The organism is Scleromatobacter humisilvae (assembly GCF_023231945.1).
GTDB classification, from domain to species: domain Bacteria; phylum Pseudomonadota; class Gammaproteobacteria; order Burkholderiales; family Burkholderiaceae_C; genus Scleromatobacter; species Scleromatobacter humisilvae.
In genome coordinates this window covers 109253-129941 of sequence record NZ_JAJLJH010000012.1, presented here as the reverse complement: position 1 = coordinate 129941, position 20689 = coordinate 109253, and the positions used below count along the sequence as shown (strand labels likewise).

General features: G+C 71.7%; 12 protein-coding genes. 10 read left to right on the top strand and 2 right to left on the bottom strand.

Translation table 11 applies throughout. The features are described from left to right. The first annotated feature begins 2 nt into the window (after positions 1 to 2). From folD to LPC04_RS26055, 10 genes are all read left to right on the top strand, one after another. Positions 3 to 854, top strand: coding sequence for a bifunctional methylenetetrahydrofolate dehydrogenase/methenyltetrahydrofolate cyclohydrolase FolD (gene folD / locus LPC04_RS26100; protein ID WP_275685252.1), 852 nt, complete (start codon positions 3 to 5; stop codon positions 852 to 854). Positions 855 to 1047: 193 nt separating this feature from the next. After that, positions 1048 to 3084 (top strand): M3 family metallopeptidase, encoded by a 2037-nt coding sequence (locus LPC04_RS26095; RefSeq protein WP_275685251.1) that lies wholly within the window; start codon positions 1048 to 1050, stop codon positions 3082 to 3084. A gap of 56 nt (positions 3085 to 3140) precedes the next feature. Continuing rightward, positions 3141 to 3803 (top strand): glutaredoxin family protein, encoded by a 663-nt coding sequence (locus LPC04_RS26090; RefSeq protein ID WP_275685250.1) that lies wholly within the window; start codon positions 3141 to 3143, stop codon positions 3801 to 3803. A 72-nt stretch (positions 3804 to 3875) separates the two neighbouring features. Then, positions 3876 to 4661 (top strand): leucyl/phenylalanyl-tRNA--protein transferase, encoded by a 786-nt coding sequence (aat, locus tag LPC04_RS26085; protein ID WP_275685249.1) that lies wholly within the window; start codon positions 3876 to 3878, stop codon positions 4659 to 4661. Beyond that, entirely contained in the window at positions 4658 to 5401 is a 744-nt protein-coding gene (locus LPC04_RS26080; RefSeq protein ID WP_275685248.1) for an arginyltransferase, read from the top strand. The genes aat and LPC04_RS26080 overlap by 4 nt, the downstream gene beginning before the upstream one ends. Positions 5402 to 5532: 131 nt before the next feature. Continuing rightward, positions 5533 to 6318, top strand: a complete 786-nt coding sequence (locus LPC04_RS26075) for a head GIN domain-containing protein (protein ID WP_275685247.1) — start codon at positions 5533 to 5535, stop codon at positions 6316 to 6318. Positions 6319 to 6433: 115 nt separating this feature from the next. Continuing rightward, a complete protein-coding gene (gene recC, locus LPC04_RS26070; protein ID WP_275685246.1) occupies positions 6434 to 9781 on the top strand; it encodes an exodeoxyribonuclease V subunit gamma in 3348 nt (1115 codons plus the stop codon). Then, positions 9778 to 13527 carry an exodeoxyribonuclease V subunit beta gene (gene recB / locus LPC04_RS26065; RefSeq protein ID WP_275685245.1) on the top strand — a complete coding sequence of 1250 codons (3750 nt, stop codon included), beginning with the start codon at positions 9778 to 9780 and terminating at the stop codon, positions 13525 to 13527. Before recC ends, recB begins: the two co-directional genes overlap by 4 nt. Beyond that, positions 13524 to 15464 carry an exodeoxyribonuclease V subunit alpha gene (gene recD / locus LPC04_RS26060; protein ID WP_275685244.1) on the top strand — a complete coding sequence of 647 codons (1941 nt, stop codon included), beginning with the start codon at positions 13524 to 13526 and terminating at the stop codon, positions 15462 to 15464. Before recB ends, recD begins: the two co-directional genes overlap by 4 nt. 87 nt (positions 15465 to 15551) lie before the next feature. After that, positions 15552 to 16772: a DUF1444 domain-containing protein gene (locus LPC04_RS26055; RefSeq protein WP_275685243.1), complete on the top strand. Its 1221-nt coding sequence runs from the start codon at positions 15552 to 15554 to the stop codon at positions 16770 to 16772. 739 nt (positions 16773 to 17511) lie between these two features. Here the strand turns inward: LPC04_RS26055 and LPC04_RS26050 are convergent. Both LPC04_RS26050 and LPC04_RS26045 read right to left on the bottom strand, forming a co-directional pair. After that, the gene (locus tag LPC04_RS26050; RefSeq protein WP_275685242.1) at positions 17512 to 18795 is read right to left on the bottom strand and encodes a Xaa-Pro dipeptidase; all 1284 of its coding nucleotides are present in this window, start codon (positions 18793 to 18795) and stop codon (positions 17512 to 17514) included. A 42-nt stretch (positions 18796 to 18837) separates the two neighbouring features. After that, on the bottom strand, positions 18838 to 20541 hold the full coding sequence (locus tag LPC04_RS26045; RefSeq protein ID WP_275685241.1) for a methyl-accepting chemotaxis protein: 1704 nt from the start codon (positions 20539 to 20541) through the stop codon (positions 18838 to 18840). Positions 20542 to 20689: the final 148 nt, after the last annotated feature.

Below are 20689 nucleotides of genomic sequence, written 5' to 3'. Positions count from 1 at the left end.
CCATGACCGCACAACTGATCGACGGCGTCGCGCTGTCCCGCAAGATCCGCGAAGAAGTGGCGCAACGCGCCGCCGCCCTCACCGCCCGCGGCCACCAGCCGGGGCTCGCCGTGATCCTGGTCGGCGACGATCCGGCCTCGGCCACCTACGTGAAGAACAAGGTCAAGGCCTGCGCCGACGCCGGCGTGCATTCGGTGCTCGAGAAGTACGACGCCGCGCTGTCCGAGGCCGACCTGCTCGCGCGCCTGGACGCGCTGAACAGCGACCCGACGATCCACGGCATCCTGGTGCAGATGCCGCTGCCGAAACACATCGATCCGCAGAAGGTCATCGAGCGCATCTCCACCGCCAAGGACGTCGACGGCTACTCGGTGCAGAGCGCCGGCGACCTGATGGCCGGCCTGCCTGGCTTCCGCCCGTGCACGCCCTACGGCTGCATGAAGCTGATCGAGAGCACGGGCGTGCCGATCAAGGGCAAGCACGCGGTGGTGATCGGCCGCAGCAACACCGTCGGCAAGCCGATGGCGCTGCTGCTGCTGCAGGCCAACGCGACCGTCACGATCTGCCACAGCGCGACCGTCGACATCGGCGCCCACACGCGCCAGGCCGACATCGTCGTCGTGGCCACCGGGCGCCGCGACACGCTGCGCGGCGACATGGTCAAGCCGGGCGCCATCGTCATCGACGTGGGCATCAACCGCAACGACGAGGGCAAGCTGTGCGGCGACGTCGACTTCGCGTCGGTCGCGCCGCTCGCCTCGTTCATCACGCCGGTGCCGGGTGGCGTCGGGCCGATGACGATCACGATGCTGCTGATGAACACCATCGAGTCCGCGGAACGCGTGGCGGGATGAGCCCCTCGGCGCGGCTGCGCCGACACGCCGCCAGACGCTCGTGATTTCACGGACAGCCGCCCCGGGCAAGGCGGCCCCGCGCGCGAGATGCCCGGTTTGGCATGATGTTTTACGCGGCCGAGTTCATGCGGCCAGGGGTACATTCGAGCTGAACCCATCGAATCCACCCCCGAGTCCGACTCGTAGTCCCGACATGAAGAATCCCCTGCTCGCCCAACCCGGCCTGGCCGCCTTCGACGAGATCCGGCCCGAGCACGTCACGCCCGCGATGGACGTGCTGCTGGCCGATGCCGACGCCGCGCTCGAACGCGCGGTCGGCCCCGAGGTGCCGCCCGACTTCGACGCGATGTCGGCCATCTTCACCGTCGCCACGGAGCGCCTGTCGCGCGCGTGGCGGGCGGTCGAGCACCTCACCGGCGTCGCCGACACGCCCGAGCTGCGCGCCGCGCACGCCGAGAACCTGCCGCGCATCACCGAGTTCTTCACGCGCCAGGGCGCCGACGAGCGCCTTTACGCGAAGTACCGCGCGGTCGCCGCGGGCGCCGACGCCGCGCGGCTGGGCCCGGTGCGGCGCAAGGCGCTGGCCAACTGGCTGCGCGACTTCAAGCTGGGCGGCGCCGACCTTCGCGGCGCGCAGAAGGCTCGCTACGCGGCGATCCAGGAGCGCCTGGCCGAGCTTTCGCGCCAGTTCTCCGAACACGTGCTCGACTCGACCGACGGGTACGCGCTGTTCGTTCCCGAGACCGACCTCGCGGGCGTGCCCGCGGACGCGATCGCGGTGGCGCGCGCGGCCGCCGAGGCCGAAGGCCGCGAGGGCTGCAAGCTCACGCTGCACTTCCCGAGCTACCTGCCCGTCATGCAGATGGGCCGCAACCGCGCGCTGCGCGAGACGCTCTACAAGGCCTACGTCACGCGGGCGAGCGAGTCAGGGCCCGCCGAGCGCGACAACTCGCCGGTGATGCGCGAGATGCTGCAGCTGCGCCAGGAAGAAGCCGAGCTGCTCGGGTATCGCAACTTCGCCGAGCTGTCGCTGGTGCCCAAGATGGCGGGATCGCCCGACGAGGTCATCGCCTTCCTGCGCGACCTGGGCCACCGCGCCCGGCCCAGCGCGGCCGCCGACCTGGCCGAGCTGCGCGATTTCGCGGCCCGCGAGCTCGACCTGCCCGACCTCCAGGCCTGGGACGTCCCGTTCGCCAGCGAGCGCCTGAAGGAGACGCGCTACGCGTTCAGCGACGAGGAGGTGCGCCAGTACTTCACGCTGCCCAAGGTGCTCGAGGGACTGTTCGGCATCGTCGAGACGCTGTTCGAAGTCAGGATCGTCTCGTCGCCGCGGCCCGCCTGGCACGAGAGCGTCGGTTTCTACCGCATCGAGCGCGACGGCAAGCTGGTGGGCGAGTTCTTCCTCGACCTCTACGCACGCGCCGGCAAGCGCCCCGGCGCCTGGATGGACGACGCGCGCCAGCGCTGGCAGCGCGCCGATGGCCAGGGGCTGCAGACCCCGGTGGCGCACCTCGTGTGCAACTTCGCCGCGCCCCTCGAGGGCCGGCCTGCGCTGCTCACGCACGACAACGTCATCACGCTGTTCCACGAGTTCGGCCATGGGCTGCACCACATGCTCACGCAGGTCGAGGAACTGGGCGTCTCCGGCATCTCGGGCGTCGAATGGGACGCCGTCGAGCTGCCGAGCCAGTTCATGGAGAACTTCTGCTGGGAGTGGGACGTGCTGCAGCAGCTCACCGAGCACGTCGACACCGGCGCGCCGCTCGCGCGTCCGCTGTTCGACAAGATGCTGGCGGCCAAGAACTTCCAGAGCGGCATGCAGACGCTGCGCCAGGTGGAGTTCGCGCTGTTCGACATGCTGCTGCACTCGCAGCCGGGCGCCGCCGGTCGCATCCAGGCCACGCTCGATGCCGTGCGCACCGAGATCGCCGTGCTCGTGCCGCCGTCGTTCAACCGGTTTCAGCACAGCTTTTCACACATTTTCAGCGGCGGTTACGCGGCCGGCTACTACAGCTACACCTGGGCCGAGGTATTGTCGGCGGATGCGTTCAGCGCGTTCGAGGAGTCCGGCGTGCTCGATCTCGACACGGGGCGCCGCTATCGCCGCGAGATCCTCGAGGTCGGTGGCAGCCGCGACGCACTCGACAGCTTCAAGGCGTTCCGCGGCCGGCCCCCCAGCATCGATGCGATGCTGCGTCACCTCGGCATCGCCGGCCGGGCTGTGGCCTGAGCGCGCCCGACACGGCCTCTCGCGACACTTCTTCTTTCCTTCGGACCATGCCCACGATGACTCCCCTGAAAAACGCCTCCTCCGCAGCTTCCCGTTCCACGCGCGCCCTGCGTCTCGCCACGGTGGCGATGCTGCTGGGCGGCGCGGCGGCCGGCGCGCTGGCGCAGTACAAGATCGTCGGCCCGGACGGCAAGGTCACCTACACCGACAAGCCGCCCACCGCGGCGGACATCCGCCTCAACAACGGCACGACGCCGTCCGTTTCCAATGGCAACGCCGCCGGCGGCATGCCCGCCCAAACGCGGCAGGCGATGTCCAAGTACCCCGTCACGCTGTACGCGTCGAAGAACTGCGGGCCGTGCGACCAGGCGCGCGACGCCCTGCGCCAGCGCGGCGTACCCTACAACGAGTACTCGGTCAACATGGACGCGGACATCTCCGCGCTGCAGGCCCGCTTCGGCGACCGCACGGTGCCGGTGATCGCCATCGGCAGCCAGACGATGCGGGGCTACTCGTCAAACGACCTGCAGGGCTACCTGGACGCCGCCGGCTACCCGGCCCAGGCGAAGCTGAGCGGCTACCGCTGGCCGCTGGCCGTGGCGCTGGCGCCTCCGAGCACGACGCCGCTGTCCAACCCGTCCGCCGCCAACGCACCCGAGGCCGCCTCGAGCCCGGCCTCGCTGCTGCCGCCGCCCAGCAAGAGCGGCATCCAGTTCTGACCGGCGCGGCCCGCGCGCGTCGGCGCGGGTGCCTGCGCGCTCGCGCTGCCGTGTCGAAGTATCCTTGGGCTCATGGCGATCCCCTGGCTGCAAGCTGACACCCCGCTGCCACCGACTTCCTGGGCGCTCGACGAACACTCCGAGGCGCCCGGCCTGTTGGCGGCCGGCGGCGGCCTGTCCATCGCCCGGCTGCGCAACGCCTACTCGAACGGCGTGTTTCCCTGGTACAGCCCGGGCCAGCCGGTGCTGTGGTGGTCACCCGACCCGCGCATGCTGCTGCGCACGCGCGACTTCAGGCTGTCGCACTCGCTGCGCAAGACGCTGCGCCGCTTCCTGCGCGCGCCCGGCTGCGAACTCCGGTTCGACCACGACACCGCGCAGGTGATGGCCCATTGCGCGCAGACGCCGCGCGAGGGCCAGGACGGCACCTGGATCGTGCCCGAGATGCAGGCGGCCTACGGCGCGTGGGCGCGCGCCGGTGATGTCCACAGCGTCGAGACCTGGATGGACGGCGAGCTCGTCGGCGGCCTCTACGGCGTCAACCTCGGCCGGATGATGTTCGGCGAATCGATGTTCTCGCACCGCACCGACGCCTCCAAGATCGCGCTGGCCGGGCTGGTCGCTTTCTGCCGCTTCAACGACATGCCCGCCATCGACTGCCAGCAGGCCACCGGCCACCTGGCCAGCCTGGGCGCGTCGCCGATCCCGCGCTCGGACTTCGAACAGGAGGTGCGCGCGCTGGCCGCGCGCGCGCCGGCGCCCGTCTGGGCCTATGATTTCCGCATGTGGGACACGTTGGACCTGGGCGTGCCCGCCGATTCGCCGCCCGTCGCCCATTCCCACGACCTCTTGCCGTGACGCACCCCAAGGAAGCGCCGTTCGCCTCGTTGCAGTTCTATGCGACGGCGCCTTATCCCTGCAGCTACCTGCCCGGGCGCATGGCGCGCTCGCAGGTGGCCACGCCCGGGCACCTGATCCATGCCGAGGCGTATTCGGCGCTGGTGTCCACCGGGTTCCGGCGCAGCGGCGTGTTCACCTACCGCCCCTATTGCGACCGCTGCCGCGCGTGCGTGCCGATGCGCGTGCCCGTCGCCGGCTTCGAGCCCTCGCGCAGCCAGCGCCGCGCCTGGGCCGCGCACGCCGGGCTGAAGGTTCGCGTGATGCGGCTCGCGTTCGTGCCGGAACACTACGAGCTCTACCTGCGCTACCAGGCCGGACGCCACGCCGGCGGCGGCATGGATCACGACAGCGTCGACCAGTACACGCAGTTCCTGCTGCAGAGCCGCGTCAACACCCGCCTGATCGAGTTCCGCGACCCCGATGACGGTGCCACGCCCGGCGCGCTGCGCATGGTGGCGATCGCCGACATCCTCAGCGACGGGCTGTCGGCCGTCTACACCTTCTACGACCCGGATCTCAAGGGCAGCTTCGGCACCTACGCCGTGATGTGGCAGATCGAGCAGGCCAAGTCGCTGCGCCTGCCCTACCTGTACCTCGGCTACTGGATCGCCGAGAGTCCCAAGATGGCCTACAAGGTGCAGTTCCGGCCGTACGAGACGCTGGTCGAGGGGCGCTGGCAGCCTGGGCAGGACGTCTGAGCCTCGCGATTCGTCGCGCCTGCCGGCGTTTGGTCGTGCCCGAGGCACAACGCGTCGCCTGGCCCGCGACGGCTCGCGCGGGCGTCCCTACAGTCCGCTCCATCGCATCAACAACGAACCAGGAGCCCGACATGCGCCGCTTCACTGCCAACGCCACCCACCTCGTCGCCACGCTGGCCGTCACCGCGGCGGCCGTCCTCACCGCGTTCTCGATGCCGCTGCCGGCGCACGCGGTCACGATCACGCTGTCCAACGGCGACGGCAACGCCGTGTCGGGCTCCGGCAAGGAAGTGAGCGTCACGCGCCAGATCGGCGCGTTCTCGGTGCTGCGCCTGGACAGCTCGGTCGACGTCCACGCCCACCAGGGCGCGACGCCCAGCGTCACCGTGCACGCCGACGACAACATCGAGCCGCTGGTCGAGACGGTGGTCGAGGGCGACAAGCTGGTCGTGCGCCTGAAGAAGGGCGCGAGCTTCCGCGCGCACCACGAGGTCTTCGTCGACGTCGTGTTCACGTCGCTGACGGCCGCCCAGCAGCACGGCAGCGGCGACCTGCAGATCGACCAGCTCACGGCCCCGAAGTTCGAATCGAGCATCGCCGGCTCCGGCGACCTGAAGATCGACCACGCGCAGCTGGGCCAGTTCGCGCTGAGCGTCGCGGGCTCGGGCGACGTCATGATCTCCGGCTCCGCCGACGAGGCCCGCTTCGGCGTCGCCGGCTCGGGCGACATCAACGCCCGCAACTTCACCGCCAAGCGGGTCAGCGTGAGCATCAGCGGCTCGGGCGACGCGCACGTCAACGCCACCGAGGCGCTGGAGGCCAAGGTGGCCGGCTCCGGCGACATCACCTACGCCGGGCATCCGCACGATGTCTCGCGCCGCGTGTCGGGCTCGGGCTCGATCGAAGCCGCGAACTGATGATAGTGCGCCGGCTCATCTGCTGAGCCAGCCAAAGGGCAGGATAAAGGACTTGAATGCCGCGGGCGGTCTTCCGCGGTGCCGTCACAATCGGCGTCAACGTCCTCCTGCCCGCATGCTGCAACTCCACTTCGCCAACCGCTTCGAGACCCTCGCCGACCGGCTCGTCCGGCGCCTGGGCGAGCAGGCGGCCAGCCGTTCGCCGTTCGAGTCCGACGAGGTCGTCGTGCCGAGCGCGGCCATCACGCGGCGCCTGATCATCGAACTCGCGCGACGCAACGGGGTCTGCGCCAACGTCGAGTTCTCCTACCTCGCGCACTGGCTGTGGCGGCAGACCGAGCGCCTGGTGCCCGACTGGCCCGAGTCGGCCCGCTTCGATGCCGACGTGTTCGCCTGGCGCATCCTGGCCGCGTTCGAGGACGAGGCATGGAGCCGCGAACAGCCGCGGCTGTCGGCCTGGCTCGCGCAGGCCGACGCGGTGATGCGCCACGAGCTGGCACAACGGGTGGCGGGGCTGTTCGAGCAGTACCTCGTCTACCGTCCCGAATGGCTGGAGGCGTGGTTCCGCGACGAGCCGGTGCGCATGCCCGTCACCGACGAAGGCGCCGCGCAAGACCAGCAATGGCAGGCCGCGCTGTGGCGCCGGCTCGCAATGGAGACGGGCAGCAATGGCCGGCATCCGATCCTCGCGTTGCTCGACCTGCTCGATGCGCAGGGCCTCCAGCTCGCCGGCATGGCCCAGGTTCCCGCCAGCGCCCACGTCTTCTGCCTGCCGACGATGCCGCCGGTGCACCTGGAGCTGCTGCAGCGGCTCGGGCGGCACATCGACCTGCATGTCTACGTGCTCAACCCGAGCCGCGAATTCTGGTTCGACGTCGTCGAGCCGCGCCGCCTCGCGTGGCTGACGGCGCGCGGCGAGGCCGGCCATCACGAGACCGGCAACCGGCTGCTGGCCGCGTGGGGACAGCAGACGAAGTCGGCGCTGAGCCTGCTGGTGGACGCCGCGGGCGAAGGCGTGATCGAGGACGCCGTCTTCGAACCGGCCGACGCCGGCAGCGTGCTCGGGGCGCTGCAGAACGCCGTGCTCGAGATGGCCGAACTCGCGCCCGGCTCGCTCGCGGCGCTGGCCGGCGACCGCAGCGTCGAGGTGCACGTCTGCCACTCGCTCACGCGCGAGCTGGAGGTGCTGCACGACCGCCTGCTGGCGCTGATGGCCGGCGACGATCCGCCGCAGCCGGGCGACATCCTCGTCGTCACGCCGGACCTCGACGCCGCCGCGCCGCTGATCGACGCCGTCTTCGGCACCGCGCCGCGCGAGCGCCACCTGCCCTTCACGATCAGCGGCCGCGCCCGCGCGCAGGTCAACGCGCCGGCGCGCGCGCTGCTCGACGTGCTGGCGCTCGCGGCGTCGCGCTTCGCCGTCAACAACGTGTTCGGGCTGCTGCAGCAGCCGGTCGTCGCGCGGCGCTTCGGCCTGGCCGAGGACGACCTCGACCAGATCCGCGACTGGCTCGTGGCCTCGGGCATCCACTGGGCACTCGACGCCGAGCACCGCGGCGGCTTCGACGTGCCGGCGCAGGAGCGCCACAGCTTCGCCGACGGGCTCGACCGCCTGTTCCTGGGCTATGCCCTGCCGTCGCATCTGGCCACGCCGTTCCTGGGCAAGCTGCCGGCCGGCGACGCCGAGGGCTCGGGCGCGTTGACGCTCGGCGCGTTCTGGCGTTTCGTCGATGCGCTGAAGGCGCTGCGCGACCGCGTCGCCGCCCCGCGTGCGCCGGCCGACTGGCCCGCCATCCTGGGCGACGCGCTGCGCGACTTCGTCGCCGCGGCCGACGCCGATCTCGAGGACCTGCGCGACGTCGACGCCGAGATGGCCCAGCTCGCGGATCAATGGCGCCGCAGCGAGCTCGCCACGCCGCTGGCGTTCGACGTCGTGCGCGCCGCGCTCGAACAGCGCTTCGACGACCCGGCGCGCGGCGGCGTGCCCACCGGCACGATCACGTTCGCGGCGATGAGCAGCCTGCGCAACGTGCCGTTCCGCGTCATCTGCGCGATCGGCCTCGACGACGGCGCGTTCCCGACCACGGCGCGGCCGGCCGAGTTCGACCTGATGAACCTCGCGCCCCGCCGCGGCGACCGCCAGCGCCGCTTCGACGAGCGCAACGTCTTCCTCGACCTGCTGCTCGCCGCGCGCGAGCGCGTGCACCTCAGCTACGCCGGGCGCAGCGTGCGCGACAACTCGGTGCGGCCGGCCTCGGTGCTGGTGTCCGAGCTGCTGGAGACGCTGATCCCCGCGCTGGCGCCCGCGCCCGCGAGCGCCGCGACACGCGCGCGGGCGCGGCGCGCGCTGGTCGTCGAGCATCCGCTGCAACCGTTCGCGGCCCAGGCCTTCGATGTCGCGGCGCCCGATCAACGCCTGCGCAGCTTCCAGGCCGACTACGCCCAGGCGCTGCGGCAAAGCCTCGCGGCGCCGGTGCCGGCCGCCGTCACGTCCACCCGGGCCGACGACGAGTGGGAAGACGACGACGACGCGCCCGCATCGGCCGCGCCTTTCATCGCCAGGCCGCTGCCGCCCGCGGACGCGCCGTGGCGCGACGTGCCGCTGGCGCGCCTGGTGGCCTTCCTGCGCAACCCGTGCCGCTTCCTGCTGGAGCAGCGCCTGGGCATCGCCCTGCGGCGCGACGACGAGGAGTTGCAGGACGACGAACCGTTCGTGCCTGACAACGGCGGCCGCGCCCCGCTGACGCGCCTGCTGCTGCCCGCCTTGCTCGAGGGCGTGTCGCCCGAGGCCGCGCGCACGCTGGCGCTGGCGGGCACCGCGGTTCCCGCCGGCGGCTTCGGCATGCGCTTCCTCGAGCGCGAGCTCAACGGCCTGCGCGAGTTCGCCGACCAGGTGATCGAACACACCCAGCAGCCGGTGCTGCCGCCGCATGCCGCCGAGCTCACGTTCGAGATCGACGGCAAGCCCTGGCGCCTGCACGGCGAATTCGCCGACCTGCGCCCGCGCGGCCTGCTGCGCCATCGCTACGCGAAGCAGTCGGCGCTCGACTACCTCGACGCCTGGCTTCCGCACCTGCTGCTGTGCGCCAGCGCACCCGCCGGCGTGCTGCCGGTCACGACGGGCATCGCGCGCGACGGCCGCTTCTTCCTCACCGAGTGCGACGAGCCGCAGGCGCGGCTGGAGACGCTCGTCCGCCTCTACGCCCAGGGCCTGCGCGAGCCGCTGGCCTTCTTCCCGCGCGCCGCGTGGGAATGGATCAACGGCGACCGCCAGGGGCCGGCAAAGGCGATCGCGGCCTTCCGTCCCGGCGGCTTCAACGAGTACGCCGAGGGCCAGGACGCCGGCTACCGGCTCGCGCTGCGCGGCCGGCCCGATCCGTTCGCGCCCGAGGTGGTCGACGCGTTCTACGCCAATGCCACGGCCGTCTTCGAGCCGCTGCTGACGTGTCTGGAGATCGAATGACGGCGACGCCCGATTTCCAGCCGCTGGACGTCTTCGACTGCCCGCTCGAAGGCATCCGCCAGATCGAGGCCTCGGCCGGCACCGGCAAGACCTGGAACATCTGCGGCCTCTACCTGCGCCTGCTGCTGGAAAGCCGGCTGGAGGTGCAGCGCATCCTGGTGGTCACCTTCACCAACGCGGCCACGGCGGAACTGCGCGAGCGCATCCGGCTGCGCATCGTCGACACGCTGGCCTGGCTGCGCGCCGAACAGGCCGGCGAGGCCATCGCCGGCGGCGACGATTTCGTCGAACGACTCGTGCGCGCCGCGCGCGAGCGCCACGGCCTGCAGACCGACGACATGCTCGCGCGCCTGGACCTCGCGCTGGCCACCTTCGACGAGGCGTCCATCTTCACGATCCACGGCTTCTGCCAGCGCGCGCTGGCCGACACGCCGTTCACCGCGCAGATGCCGCTCGCGATGGAACTCGTGCGCGACGACGCCGACTGGGTGGCCGAGGCCGCCAACGACTTCTGGCGTCGCCGCGTCGCCGCCGACGACCTCGACGCGGGCCTGGCCGGCCATCTCGTGGCCAGCAAGGATTCGCCCGAAGGCTTCGCCGCGCTCCTCAAGCGCCACCTCGCCAAGCCGCTCGCGCGCGCCGCCTGGCCCGACGACCTCGACGCCGCGCGCGCCATCCCGGCCGACGACCTGGCCGCCACGCACGCCGTCGCCTTCCGCCTCTGGCACGAACGGCGCGCCGAGATCGACGACCTGCTGCAACGCTCGATGGGCGCGCTGAGCGCCGTCAGCTACAAGGAAGACAGCGTGCGCACCGCGCTCGCCAGCTGGGACGACCTGCTGCGCCGCGACGATGGCCTGGCCGCGCTGGACGTGGACGCGCCCAAGCTCGAACTGCTGGGCGCGTCCAGGCTCGCCGCCGCCACGAAGAAGAAGCAGGTGACGCCGCAGCACGAGTTCTTCGACGTCGCGCAACGCCTGCTCGATCTTCGCGCCCGGGCCACGCAGGCGCTGGCCTATGGCCGCCTCGCGCTGCTCAAGGCCTTGCTGGACGAGGGCACGCGCGCGCAACGCGAGGCCAAGCGGCGCCAGCGCGTCATCGCCTTCGACGACATGCTGTTCAACCTGCACGACCGCCTCACGCGCGGCGATTCGCCGTGGCTGCCCGGCGAGCTGAAGAAGCGCTTCCCGGCCGCGCTGATCGACGAGTTCCAGGACACCGATCCGCTGCAGTTCGCCATCTTCCGCACCATCTACACGACGCCGACCGACGACACGCTGTCGCCGGCGCCGCTGTTCTTCGTCGGTGATCCGAAGCAGGCGATCTACAGCTTCCGCAATGCCGACCTGCACACCTACATCGAGGCCGGCACGCACGCGGTGGTGCGCTACTCGCTGGCCGACAACCAGCGCTCGTCCGAGGCCCTGATCCACGCGCTCAACCAGTTGTTCGCGGCCAATCCGCGCGCCTTCATGATGGACGCCCTGGCCTACCAGGCGGTGCGCTTCGGCCAGAAGCCGCGCCAGCCGCTGGTCGACACCAGCGCGCCGCGCGCGCCGCTGCAGGTCTGGACGCTGCCCCCGGCCGACGACGGCGAGCCGATCTTCCAGCGCGACGCGACGACGGCCGTCGTCGCCACCACCGCCGACGAGATCGCGCGCCTGCTGGCGGCCGCGCAGCGGGGCGAGGTCACGCTGGGCCACGCACCCAACGAGCGCCCGTTGGCGGCAGGCGACATCGCCGTCCTGGTGCGCAGCAACGCGCAGGGTACGCAGATCCGCCAGGCGCTGACGGCGCGCGCCGTCGGCAGCGTGGAGCTGTCGCAGGCCAGCGTGTTTCGCAGCAGCGACGCCGAGGAACTCGATCGCGTGCTGACGGCCATCCTCGAGCCGGCGCGCGAGCGCACGCTGAAGGCGGCGCTGTCGACCGAGCTGATGGGCTGCGACGCCGCGGCCATCGCCGACCTGTCCGGCGACGAGTCCGCGCTGCTGGCCGCGGTGCAGCGCTTCGCCGGCTGGCGCGAGCTCTGGCTGCAGCGCGGGGTCGGCTTCATGTTGCGCCAATGGCTGGCCGCCGAACAGGTGGCGGCGCGTCTGCTGGCTCGTCCGGACGGCGAACGCCGGCTGACCAACCTGCTGCACCTGATCGAGTGCCTGCACGAGGCCGGCGAACGCCATGCCGCGCCGGACACCTTGCTGCGCTGGCTGCAATCGCAGCGCGTCTGGCCCGACGCCGACGACGCGACGCAGCTGCGGCTGGAGTCCGACCAGAACCTGGTGCAGATCGTCACCATCCACAAGTCCAAGGGCCTCGAGTACCCGATCGTTTTCTGCCCGTTCCTGTGGAGCGCGTCGCGCGGCGGTCGGGGCGACGGCCTCACCGGCCTTGCGTATCACGACGACGACGGCCAGACGGTCATCGACTACGGCCACGCGTTCCGCGACGAGGAGCGGCAAAAGGAGATCCGGCTGCGGCTGAAGCTGGAGGAGTCAGCCGAGACGCTGCGGCTGGTCTACGTGGCCTTGACGCGCGCGGTGCATCGCTGCGTGATCGTCGCCGGCTGCTACCGCACGGCGGGCCGCTATCCGAGTGCCACCGGCAGCACGCGCAGCCTGCTGAACTGGCTGGTCGCCGGCGCCGACCTGACGCCGGAGCAATGGTTCGAGCACAAGAACGGCGCGGAATCGATCGCGGCGGCCTGGGCTGCGTTGGCGCAGCGGTCCGATGGCGCCATCGGCGTCGCGCCGCTGCCGCGCGGCGAGCTCGTGACGCTGCAGACGCCCCGCCCCGCGCCCGACACGCTGGCCGCGCTGCCCGCGCCACGGACGCTTTCCGGCGGCTGGCGCATCGGCAGTTTCAGCGCCATCGCCCACGGCGCCGCGCACGATCGCTCGGGCGTCGACCACGACCTTCGGGTGGTCGAGTCACCCGTCGCGCCGGCCGGCGACGTCGCCCCGGCCTTCCGCCCGAGCGAGGACGACCCGCTGCACTTCCCACGCGGGCCCGCGGCCGGCGAGGCGATCCACCAGGCGTTCGAAAGCATCACGTTCACCGACCGTGAAACCTGGCCGCACGCGATCACGCAATCGTTGCAGCTGTTGCGCACGATGGGCGTGCCCGACACGCCCGGTGCCGAGGGCCAGCGGCTGCGCGCGCGCATGCTGCAGCGCATGCTCGAAGGCACGCTGGACACCCCGCTGCCGCTGGGCACGCCGCGGCCGTTGCGCCTTTCCGAGCTGCCGAACACGCGCCGGCTGGTCGAACTCGAGTTCCACCTGCCCTCGCATCGCCTCGACGCGAACACGCTCAACGACACCCTCGCCGCCCACGGCGTGCCGATGCCGCGCCTGTCGTTCGCCACGCTGAGGGGCTTCCTCAAGGGCTTCATTGATCTCGTCTTCGAGCACGATGGCCGCTGGTTCATCCTCGACTGGAAGTCCAACCACCTCGGCGACACCCCCGCGCACTACGGCCAGGACGCGATGGCGGCCGCCATGCGCGACCAGGGCTACCACCTGCAGGCCCTGCTGTACCTGGTGGCGCTCGATCGCTACCTGCGCCACCGCCTGGCCGGCTACGACCCGCAGCGCCATCTGGGCGGTGCGGCCTACCTGTTCGTGCGCGGCGTGCGCCCCGACTGGCGGGACGCTGCGGGCGCGCCCACCGGCGTGTTCTTCCAGCGGCCGGCGGCGGCGCTGATCGCACGCCTGTCCGCGCTGTTCGACGAGACCGAGGCCGCGACATGAGCTCGCCCGCACACACCCGGGGCAGCAGCCGCGCATCGCAGGACACGAGCCTTGCCGCGGCCGATCCCACCGACCAACTGCTCGCCAAGGGATTCGCCCGCCACGCCGCGCGCTGGGCGGCGTCCGCGGGCGCAGACGCGAATGCCGTCGCCGCCACGGCGCGCGCGGCCGAGGCGCTGAGCCTGGCCGTCAGCGCGGGCCACGTCTGCCTGATGCTGGCGTCGCTGGCGGCAGAACGCGACGACGCGACGACGCTCCCGTCCGACGTCGCCGGCTGGCGCGCCGCGCTGCAGGCGTCGGGCATCGTCGGCACACCCGCGGCGCCCGGCGCCCTGCCGCTGATCCTCGATGCCGACGATCGCCTCTACCTGCACCGCTACTTCGACTACGAGCGCCGTCTCGCGCGGCGCCTCACGCAGGCGCGTCACGCGGGCACGCGCGAGGCCGTCGCCTCGACCGAGGTCCGCGAGCGGCTGACATCGCTGTTCGCCGCCAATGCCGCGCGACTCGGGGGCGCCGCCGACTGGCAGCAGCTCGCCGCGGCGCTCGCGTTGCGCGGACGCCTGACCGTCATCAGCGGTGGCCCCGGCACCGGCAAGACGACGACCGTCGTCAACCTGCTGGCCTGCCTGCTCGCGCTCGACCCCGACTGCCGCATCGCGCTGGCCGCCCCCACGGGCAAGGCCGCGGCGCGGATGACCGACGCGATCCGCCAGCGTGCACAACACCTGCCGGAGGCGCTGCGCGAGCGGATGCCGGCGGCATCGGCGACCGTGCACCGGCTGCTGGGCGTCACGCCCGCGGGCTTCGCGCACGACGCCTCGAATCCGCTGGCCGTCGACGCGCTGGTGGTCGACGAGGCCTCGATGCTGGACCTGTCCCTCGCCACGCATCTGCTGGAGGCCGTGCCGCCGGCGGCGCGCATCATCCTGCTGGGCGACAAGGATCAATTGGCCGCCGTCGAATCGGGTGCCGTGTTCGCCGAGCTGAGCCTCGACCCGACGCTCACGCCCGCCTGCGTGCACGACCTGGCGGCGATGACGGGCACGCCGGCGGACGCCATCGTGCCGCCGGTGCCGGCCAGGCGCAGCGCGCTGCAGGACTGCGCCGTCTGGTTCACGCAGACCTACCGCTTCGCGGCCGATTCCGGAATCGGCCGGCTGGCGGCCGACGTCAACACCGGCCGCGCCCGCGAGGCGCTGGCCTGGTTGCGGGGCGGCGCCGACCCCGACGCCACCTGGCTGGACACCGCGCCACACGCCAGCCTCGAGGCCGCGCTGCAGCAGATGGACGCCGGCTACGCGGCCTACCGGGAGGCCGTCGCGGCCGACGCGTCGCAAGTGGGTGCGATCACCGAGGCCTTCGGCCGCTTCCGCGTGCTGTGCGCGCTGCGCGACGGCCCGCGCGGCGTGACGGCGCTCAACGCCCAGATGACGCGCCGCTTCCGCGCCGCGCTGGACCTGCCCGGGCTGCCCGAAGGCGCCGGCGCGTCGCCCTGGTTCGCCGGCCGGCCGGTGCTGGTGTCCAACAACGACTACGTGCTGCGGCTGTTCAACGGCGACATCGGCATCGCGCTGCCGGACGCCAGCGGCGAGCTGCTGGTGCATTTCCCCGACGCCACGGCCCCGGGCGGCTTCCGCGCCATCGCGCCGGTGCGGCTGCCACGCCACGAGACGGCGTTCGCGATGACCGTCCACAAGTCGCAAGGCTCCGAGTTCGACGGCGTGCTGGTGATGCTGCCCGAGCAGCGCAGCCGCGTGCTCACGCGGGAACTGCTGTACACGGCCATCACGCGCGCGCGCCGGCGCGTGACGCTGGCGTCCGATGCGGCGGTGCTGGAACAGGCCATCGCCACCGCCACGACGCGCCATTCCGGCCTGCTGGCGCGGCTGGCCGAGGCGGCGAGCGCCATGACGCAGCCGGCGCGCGAGCCCTAGAACGCAGCCGCGGCAAACGCCTTTTCCGCTGGCGCAGAACGAGGGGTCTCGTGGAGAATCGCCCAGACACATCGGGGAGGGTCAACGATGGAGTTCCTGGACAGGCTGCTTGGAGCGCCGACGCTGGATACGCTTGCGCGCGACGTCACGCGCGAGCTGAACGAGCTGGGGGCGGAGGAATTGCGGGTCGACCCGGCGCTGCGCGAAATGACGTTTCGCCTGCACGGCGGCGAGATGAAGCTGTATCTCGGCAACCTGCTGCAGGACCTGCGCCGCAGCCGGCGCGCCGCGCGCCCGCTGGTGCTCAAGCGCTTCCTGGACGGCATGCTGGCGCCCGACAGCGCGATTCCGTCCACCTACGCCGACGCGCGCCCGCGCCTGATGCCGGTCGTGCGGCGGCGCGACGACATGGGCATCGTCGCGCTGTCCACTCTGGCGGCGGTGGAGGATCCGTCGAAGCGCTTCCTGCCGGCCACCAAGCCGCTCGCGGGCGAACTCGTCATCGCGCTCGTCTGCGACCTGCCCGCCTCGATGGCCTATGTCAACGAACGCGAGTTGCCGAAATGGCAAGTGACGTTCGAACAGGCGCTGGACGACGCGCTGGACAACCTGCGCGGCCTGCCCGAACACGGCGGCTGGCAACAGATCGGCGAGGGCGTGTGGTCGGGCGAATGGGGCGACTCGTACGACAGCTCGCGCATGCTGCTGCCCGACCTGATCCACCGCGTCGGCGTGCGCGATCCGGTCGTGGCCGTGCCGTTCCGCAACGCGCTGATGCTGACCAGCGCCGGCAACGAGGCCGGCATCGCGCTGATGGCCCGGATGATCCACGAACACCTGGACGACACCCAGCGCTGGCTGTCGTTCCAGCTGCTGCGCCTGGACAACACGCAGTGGCAGCCGCACGCGCCGCTCGTGGCCGTCGACGCCTGGCACCAGCTGAACCTGCGCAACGCGGCCGCCGTCAACGAGAGCCAGAAGGAACTGCTCGACGCACTGCACGCGCGGCGTGAGCTCGACCTGTTCGTGGCGTCGTTCCAGATGATGGCCCGCGACGACCTGGGCACCCTCAGCTTCTCGGTCTGGGCCGAGCAGGTCGATACGCTGCTGCCGCGCACCGAGTTCATCATCTTCAACGCCCGCGGCTACGACGCCGCGCGCCCGTTGCTGGTGGCGTGGCAGGACGCCACCGAGGTCGTCGGCGACCTCATGGAGGCGACCGACCACGCGCCCGAGCGCTTCCGCGTGCGCCGCTTTCCCGACGAGGCGCAGTTCGCGCGCCTCAAGGAACTGGCGATCGACCTGTGACGGGCCGCGCCGGCTCCCGGCCGCACGCTCGCTTCACCCGCTCGCCACCCTTGATCACCGCCGCCGGATCCTCCAGCAGGCGGATGTCCTTCAACGGATCGCCCGCCACCGCGACGAAGTCGCCATGGCGGCCGACCGCGATCGCGCCGACGTCGCCCTCGCGCGCGGGCGCCTCGGTGCCTTGACGGCGTTGCGCGTGGCCGCGCGGATCGCCTTCAGCCGCGACGCGGCACGAGGCGCTCGCCGAAATCCTCCGGCCGCACGCTCACTTCACCCGCTCGCCACCCTTGATCACCGCCGCCAGATGCTCCAGCAGGCGGATGTCCTTCAACGGATCGCCCGCCACCGCGACGAAGTCGCCATGGCGGCCGACCGCGATCGCGCCGACGTCGCTCTCGCGCGCGAGCGCCTCGGTGCCTTGACGGCGTTGCGCGTGGCCGCGCGGATCGCCTTCAGCGGCGACGCGGCACGAGGCGCTCGCCGAAATCCTCCGGCCGCACGCTCACTTCACTCGCTCGCCCCCCTTGATCACCGCCGCCGGATGCTCCAGCAGGCGGATGTCCTTCGCCGGATCGCCCGCCACCGCGACGAAGTCGCCATGGCGGCCGACCGCGATCGCGCCGACGTCGCCCTCGCGCGCGGGCGCCTCGGTGCCTTGACGGCGTTGCGCGTGGCCGCGCGGATCGCCTTCAGCGGCGACGCGGCACGAGGCGCTCGCCGAAATCCTCCGGCCGCACGCTCACTTCACCCGCTCGCCACCCTTGATCACCGCCGCCGGATGCTCCAGCAGGCGGATGTCCTTCAACGGATCGCCCGCCACCGCGACGAAGTCGCCATAGCGGCCGACCGCGATCGCGCCGACGTCGCCCTCGCGCGCGAGCGCCTGCGCCGCGTTGCGCGTGGCCGCGCGGATCGCCTCCAGCGGCGGCATGCCCCACTCCACCATCTTGGCGAACTGCAGCGCGTTCTGGCCGGCCGGGAAGACGCCGCCGTTGTCGGTGCCGAAGATCATCTTGACGCCGGCGTTGTAGGCGGCGCGGAAGGTCTGGCGCTGCTTCAGGCCGATCGCGCGCTCCTTGGCGAGCGACTCCTCGAACATGCCGTTCTTCGGGCCCTCGGCCAGGATGTAGTCGTCGTCGTAGATGTCCATCGAGAACCAGGCGCCGTGATCCTTGGCGAGCTGGAACGACTCCTCGTTGGCGAGGCTGGCGTGCTCGATCGTGTCGACGCCCGCGCGCAGGCAATCGTTGATGCCCGACAGGCCGTGCGCGTGCGCCGCCACCTTCAGGCCGAGGCGGTGCGCCTCGTCGACGACCGCCTTGATCTCCTCGAAGCTCATCTGCTGCGCGCCCGCCACGTCTCGGCGCGAGAGCACGCCGCCGGTGGCGCAGATCTTGATCACCTCGGCGCCGTACTTGTGCACCTTGCGCACCAGGGCGCGAAAGCCGTCGGGGCTGTCGGCGATGTTTTCCAGCGGCACGGCGGCGAAGTGCGGCGGCAGGCCCTCGGTCTCGTCGCAGTGGCCGCCGGTCGCGCCCAGCAGCCAGGTGGCCGGCACGATGCGCGGCCCGGGCACGTAGCCGCCCTCGACGGCCTGCTTGATGCCGACGTCGGCGTAGTTGGCGGAGCCGACGTTGCGCACCGTGGTGAAGCCGGCCTCGAGCATGGCCTTGGCGTTGGCCACGCCGATGGCGACCCAGAAGCTGTCGGTGTAGTCGAGGTTGTGATAGCCGTCGATGCGCGGATCGTTGTCGAGATGCACGTGCATGTCGATCAGGCCGGGCAGCAGCGTCTGGCCGGGCAGCGCGATGCGGGTCGCGTCCTGCGGGATCGCGGCGTCGCCTTGCGTGAGGACGGCCTTGATGCGGCCGTCGACGACGACGATCGCCGGCTTGTCCACCATCTTGCCGGCCAGCACGTCCAGCATGCGGTCGGCGGTGACGACCGCGGTGGCGGCCATCGCGGCCGCGCCGCTCAACGCCGCCAGCGTGGCCAGCAGGAATGCTCTTGTCGCCTTGTGCATCGTGTCCGCTCCTTGTCGAGCGGACACTTTAACTGCAGGGCGTCAGAACGATTCCCAGTCGTCGGAGACCGCCATGGCCAGCGCGGGCGCGGCCTTGGGCGCAGGCGCCGCGGCGGCCGCGGCCGCAACGGGCTTGCGCACGGGCGCCGCGGGTCGCGCCACGGGCGCCCGCTTCGGCGCGGCGGCCGGCGTCGCGCGCACGTCCGCGACCGTCGCGCGGCTCTCGAGCTTGAACACCGCGACCGCCTGCACCAGCTGGTGCGCCTGGTCCTTCAGGCTCTCGGCGGCGGCGGCGCTCTCCTCGACCAGCGCGGCGTTCTGCTGCGTGGCCTGGTCCATCTGCGAGATCGCGTCGCCGATCTGCGACACGCCCGTGCTCTGCTCGCTGCTGGCGGCGCTGATCTCGCCCATGATGTCGGTGACGCGGGCGATCGAGTTGACGATCTCGGTCATCGTCTCGCCGGCGCGATCCACCAGCTGCGTGCCGTGCTCGACGCGTTCGACGCTGGCCGAGATGAGCGACTTGATCTCCTTGGCCGCGTCGGCCGAGCGCTGGGCCAGCGAGCGCACCTCGCCGGCGACGACCGCGAAGCCGCGTCCCTGCTCGCCGGCGCGCGCCGCCTCGACGGCCGCGTTCAGCGCGAGGATGTTGGTCTGGAAGGCGATGCCGTCGATCACGCCGATGATGTCGACGATGCGCTTGGAGCTGTCGTTGATGCCCTTCATCGTCTCGACGACCTCGCCCACCACGTCGCCGCCCTTGCGCGCCACGGTGCTGGCGCCGAGGGCGAGCTGGTTGGCGGACATCGCGTTCTCGGCGTTCTGGCGCACGGTCGAACCCAGCTGGTCCATCGACGCGGCGGCCTGCTGCAGCGCCGCGGCCTGCTCCTCGGTGCGCGCGCTCAGGTCGTTGGCGCCCTGCGAGATCTGCGACGAGGCCGTGGCCACGCTCTCGGAGTTGGCGCGGACGTCGCCCACCACGTGGCCCAGGCTGTCCTGCATGACGCCCAGCGCCTTCATCAGCTGCGCGACCTCGTCGTTGCCGGCGACTCGCACCTTGGACGTGAGGTCGCCCGCGGCGATCGCCTCGGCCACGCCCACGGCATAGTCCACCGGACGCGTGATGCGGCGGCTGAACCACACGCCAGCGACGATGCCCGCGGCGCCGACGACCAGCATCAGCACGATGCTCACCAGCGACGCGCGGTGCGCCTGCGCGGCCGCGCTCGCGGACACCGACGCGCTCTCGGCCGCGATCTTCTTGCAGGCCTCGCCCAGCAGGCGGGCCGGTTCGCGATCCATGCCGGCCACCGCCGCATCGCCGACTGTCGAATCGAATTCCGCGGCCTTGAAGGCGTCGAAGCCCTTGCGATAGTCGACGCCCATCTTGACGTGGGCAGCGCTGAACTGTTCGACCAGCGCGCGGCTGTCGCCCTGCGGCAGCGTCGCGAGCAGCGCCTTGGCCTTGTCCTCGACCGCGCCCTCCTGCTTGGCGAAGGCGCTCCAGTGCTTGTCCAGCTTGGCCGGATCCTTGCCGCGCAGCAGCGTGTCCTTCCATTCCTGCACCTGGGTCTTGAAGCTCACCAGCAGGTCGGCGACGGCACGCTCGTGCGCCTGCTGGGCGGCGACGTCGAATTCGTAGACGGCCACGGACTGGTTCAGGCTGGAGATGCCGACCAGCGCGGCGGCCATCAGTGCGGCCAGGACGCCGCTGATGGTCAGCGGCAGTTTCAACTTGAGTTTCATCGCGAGCTCGGGAGGCGGGAACGGGGCTCACCGAGGCGGCGCACGGAGGGTTGCGCCGACGGTGACTGCGAAGGGGGTGACGCCAGGCCGTGCAGCCACGCTGGACGCACCTTCGTATCCCTTTATCGGCCGTCCACAACGAGACCTT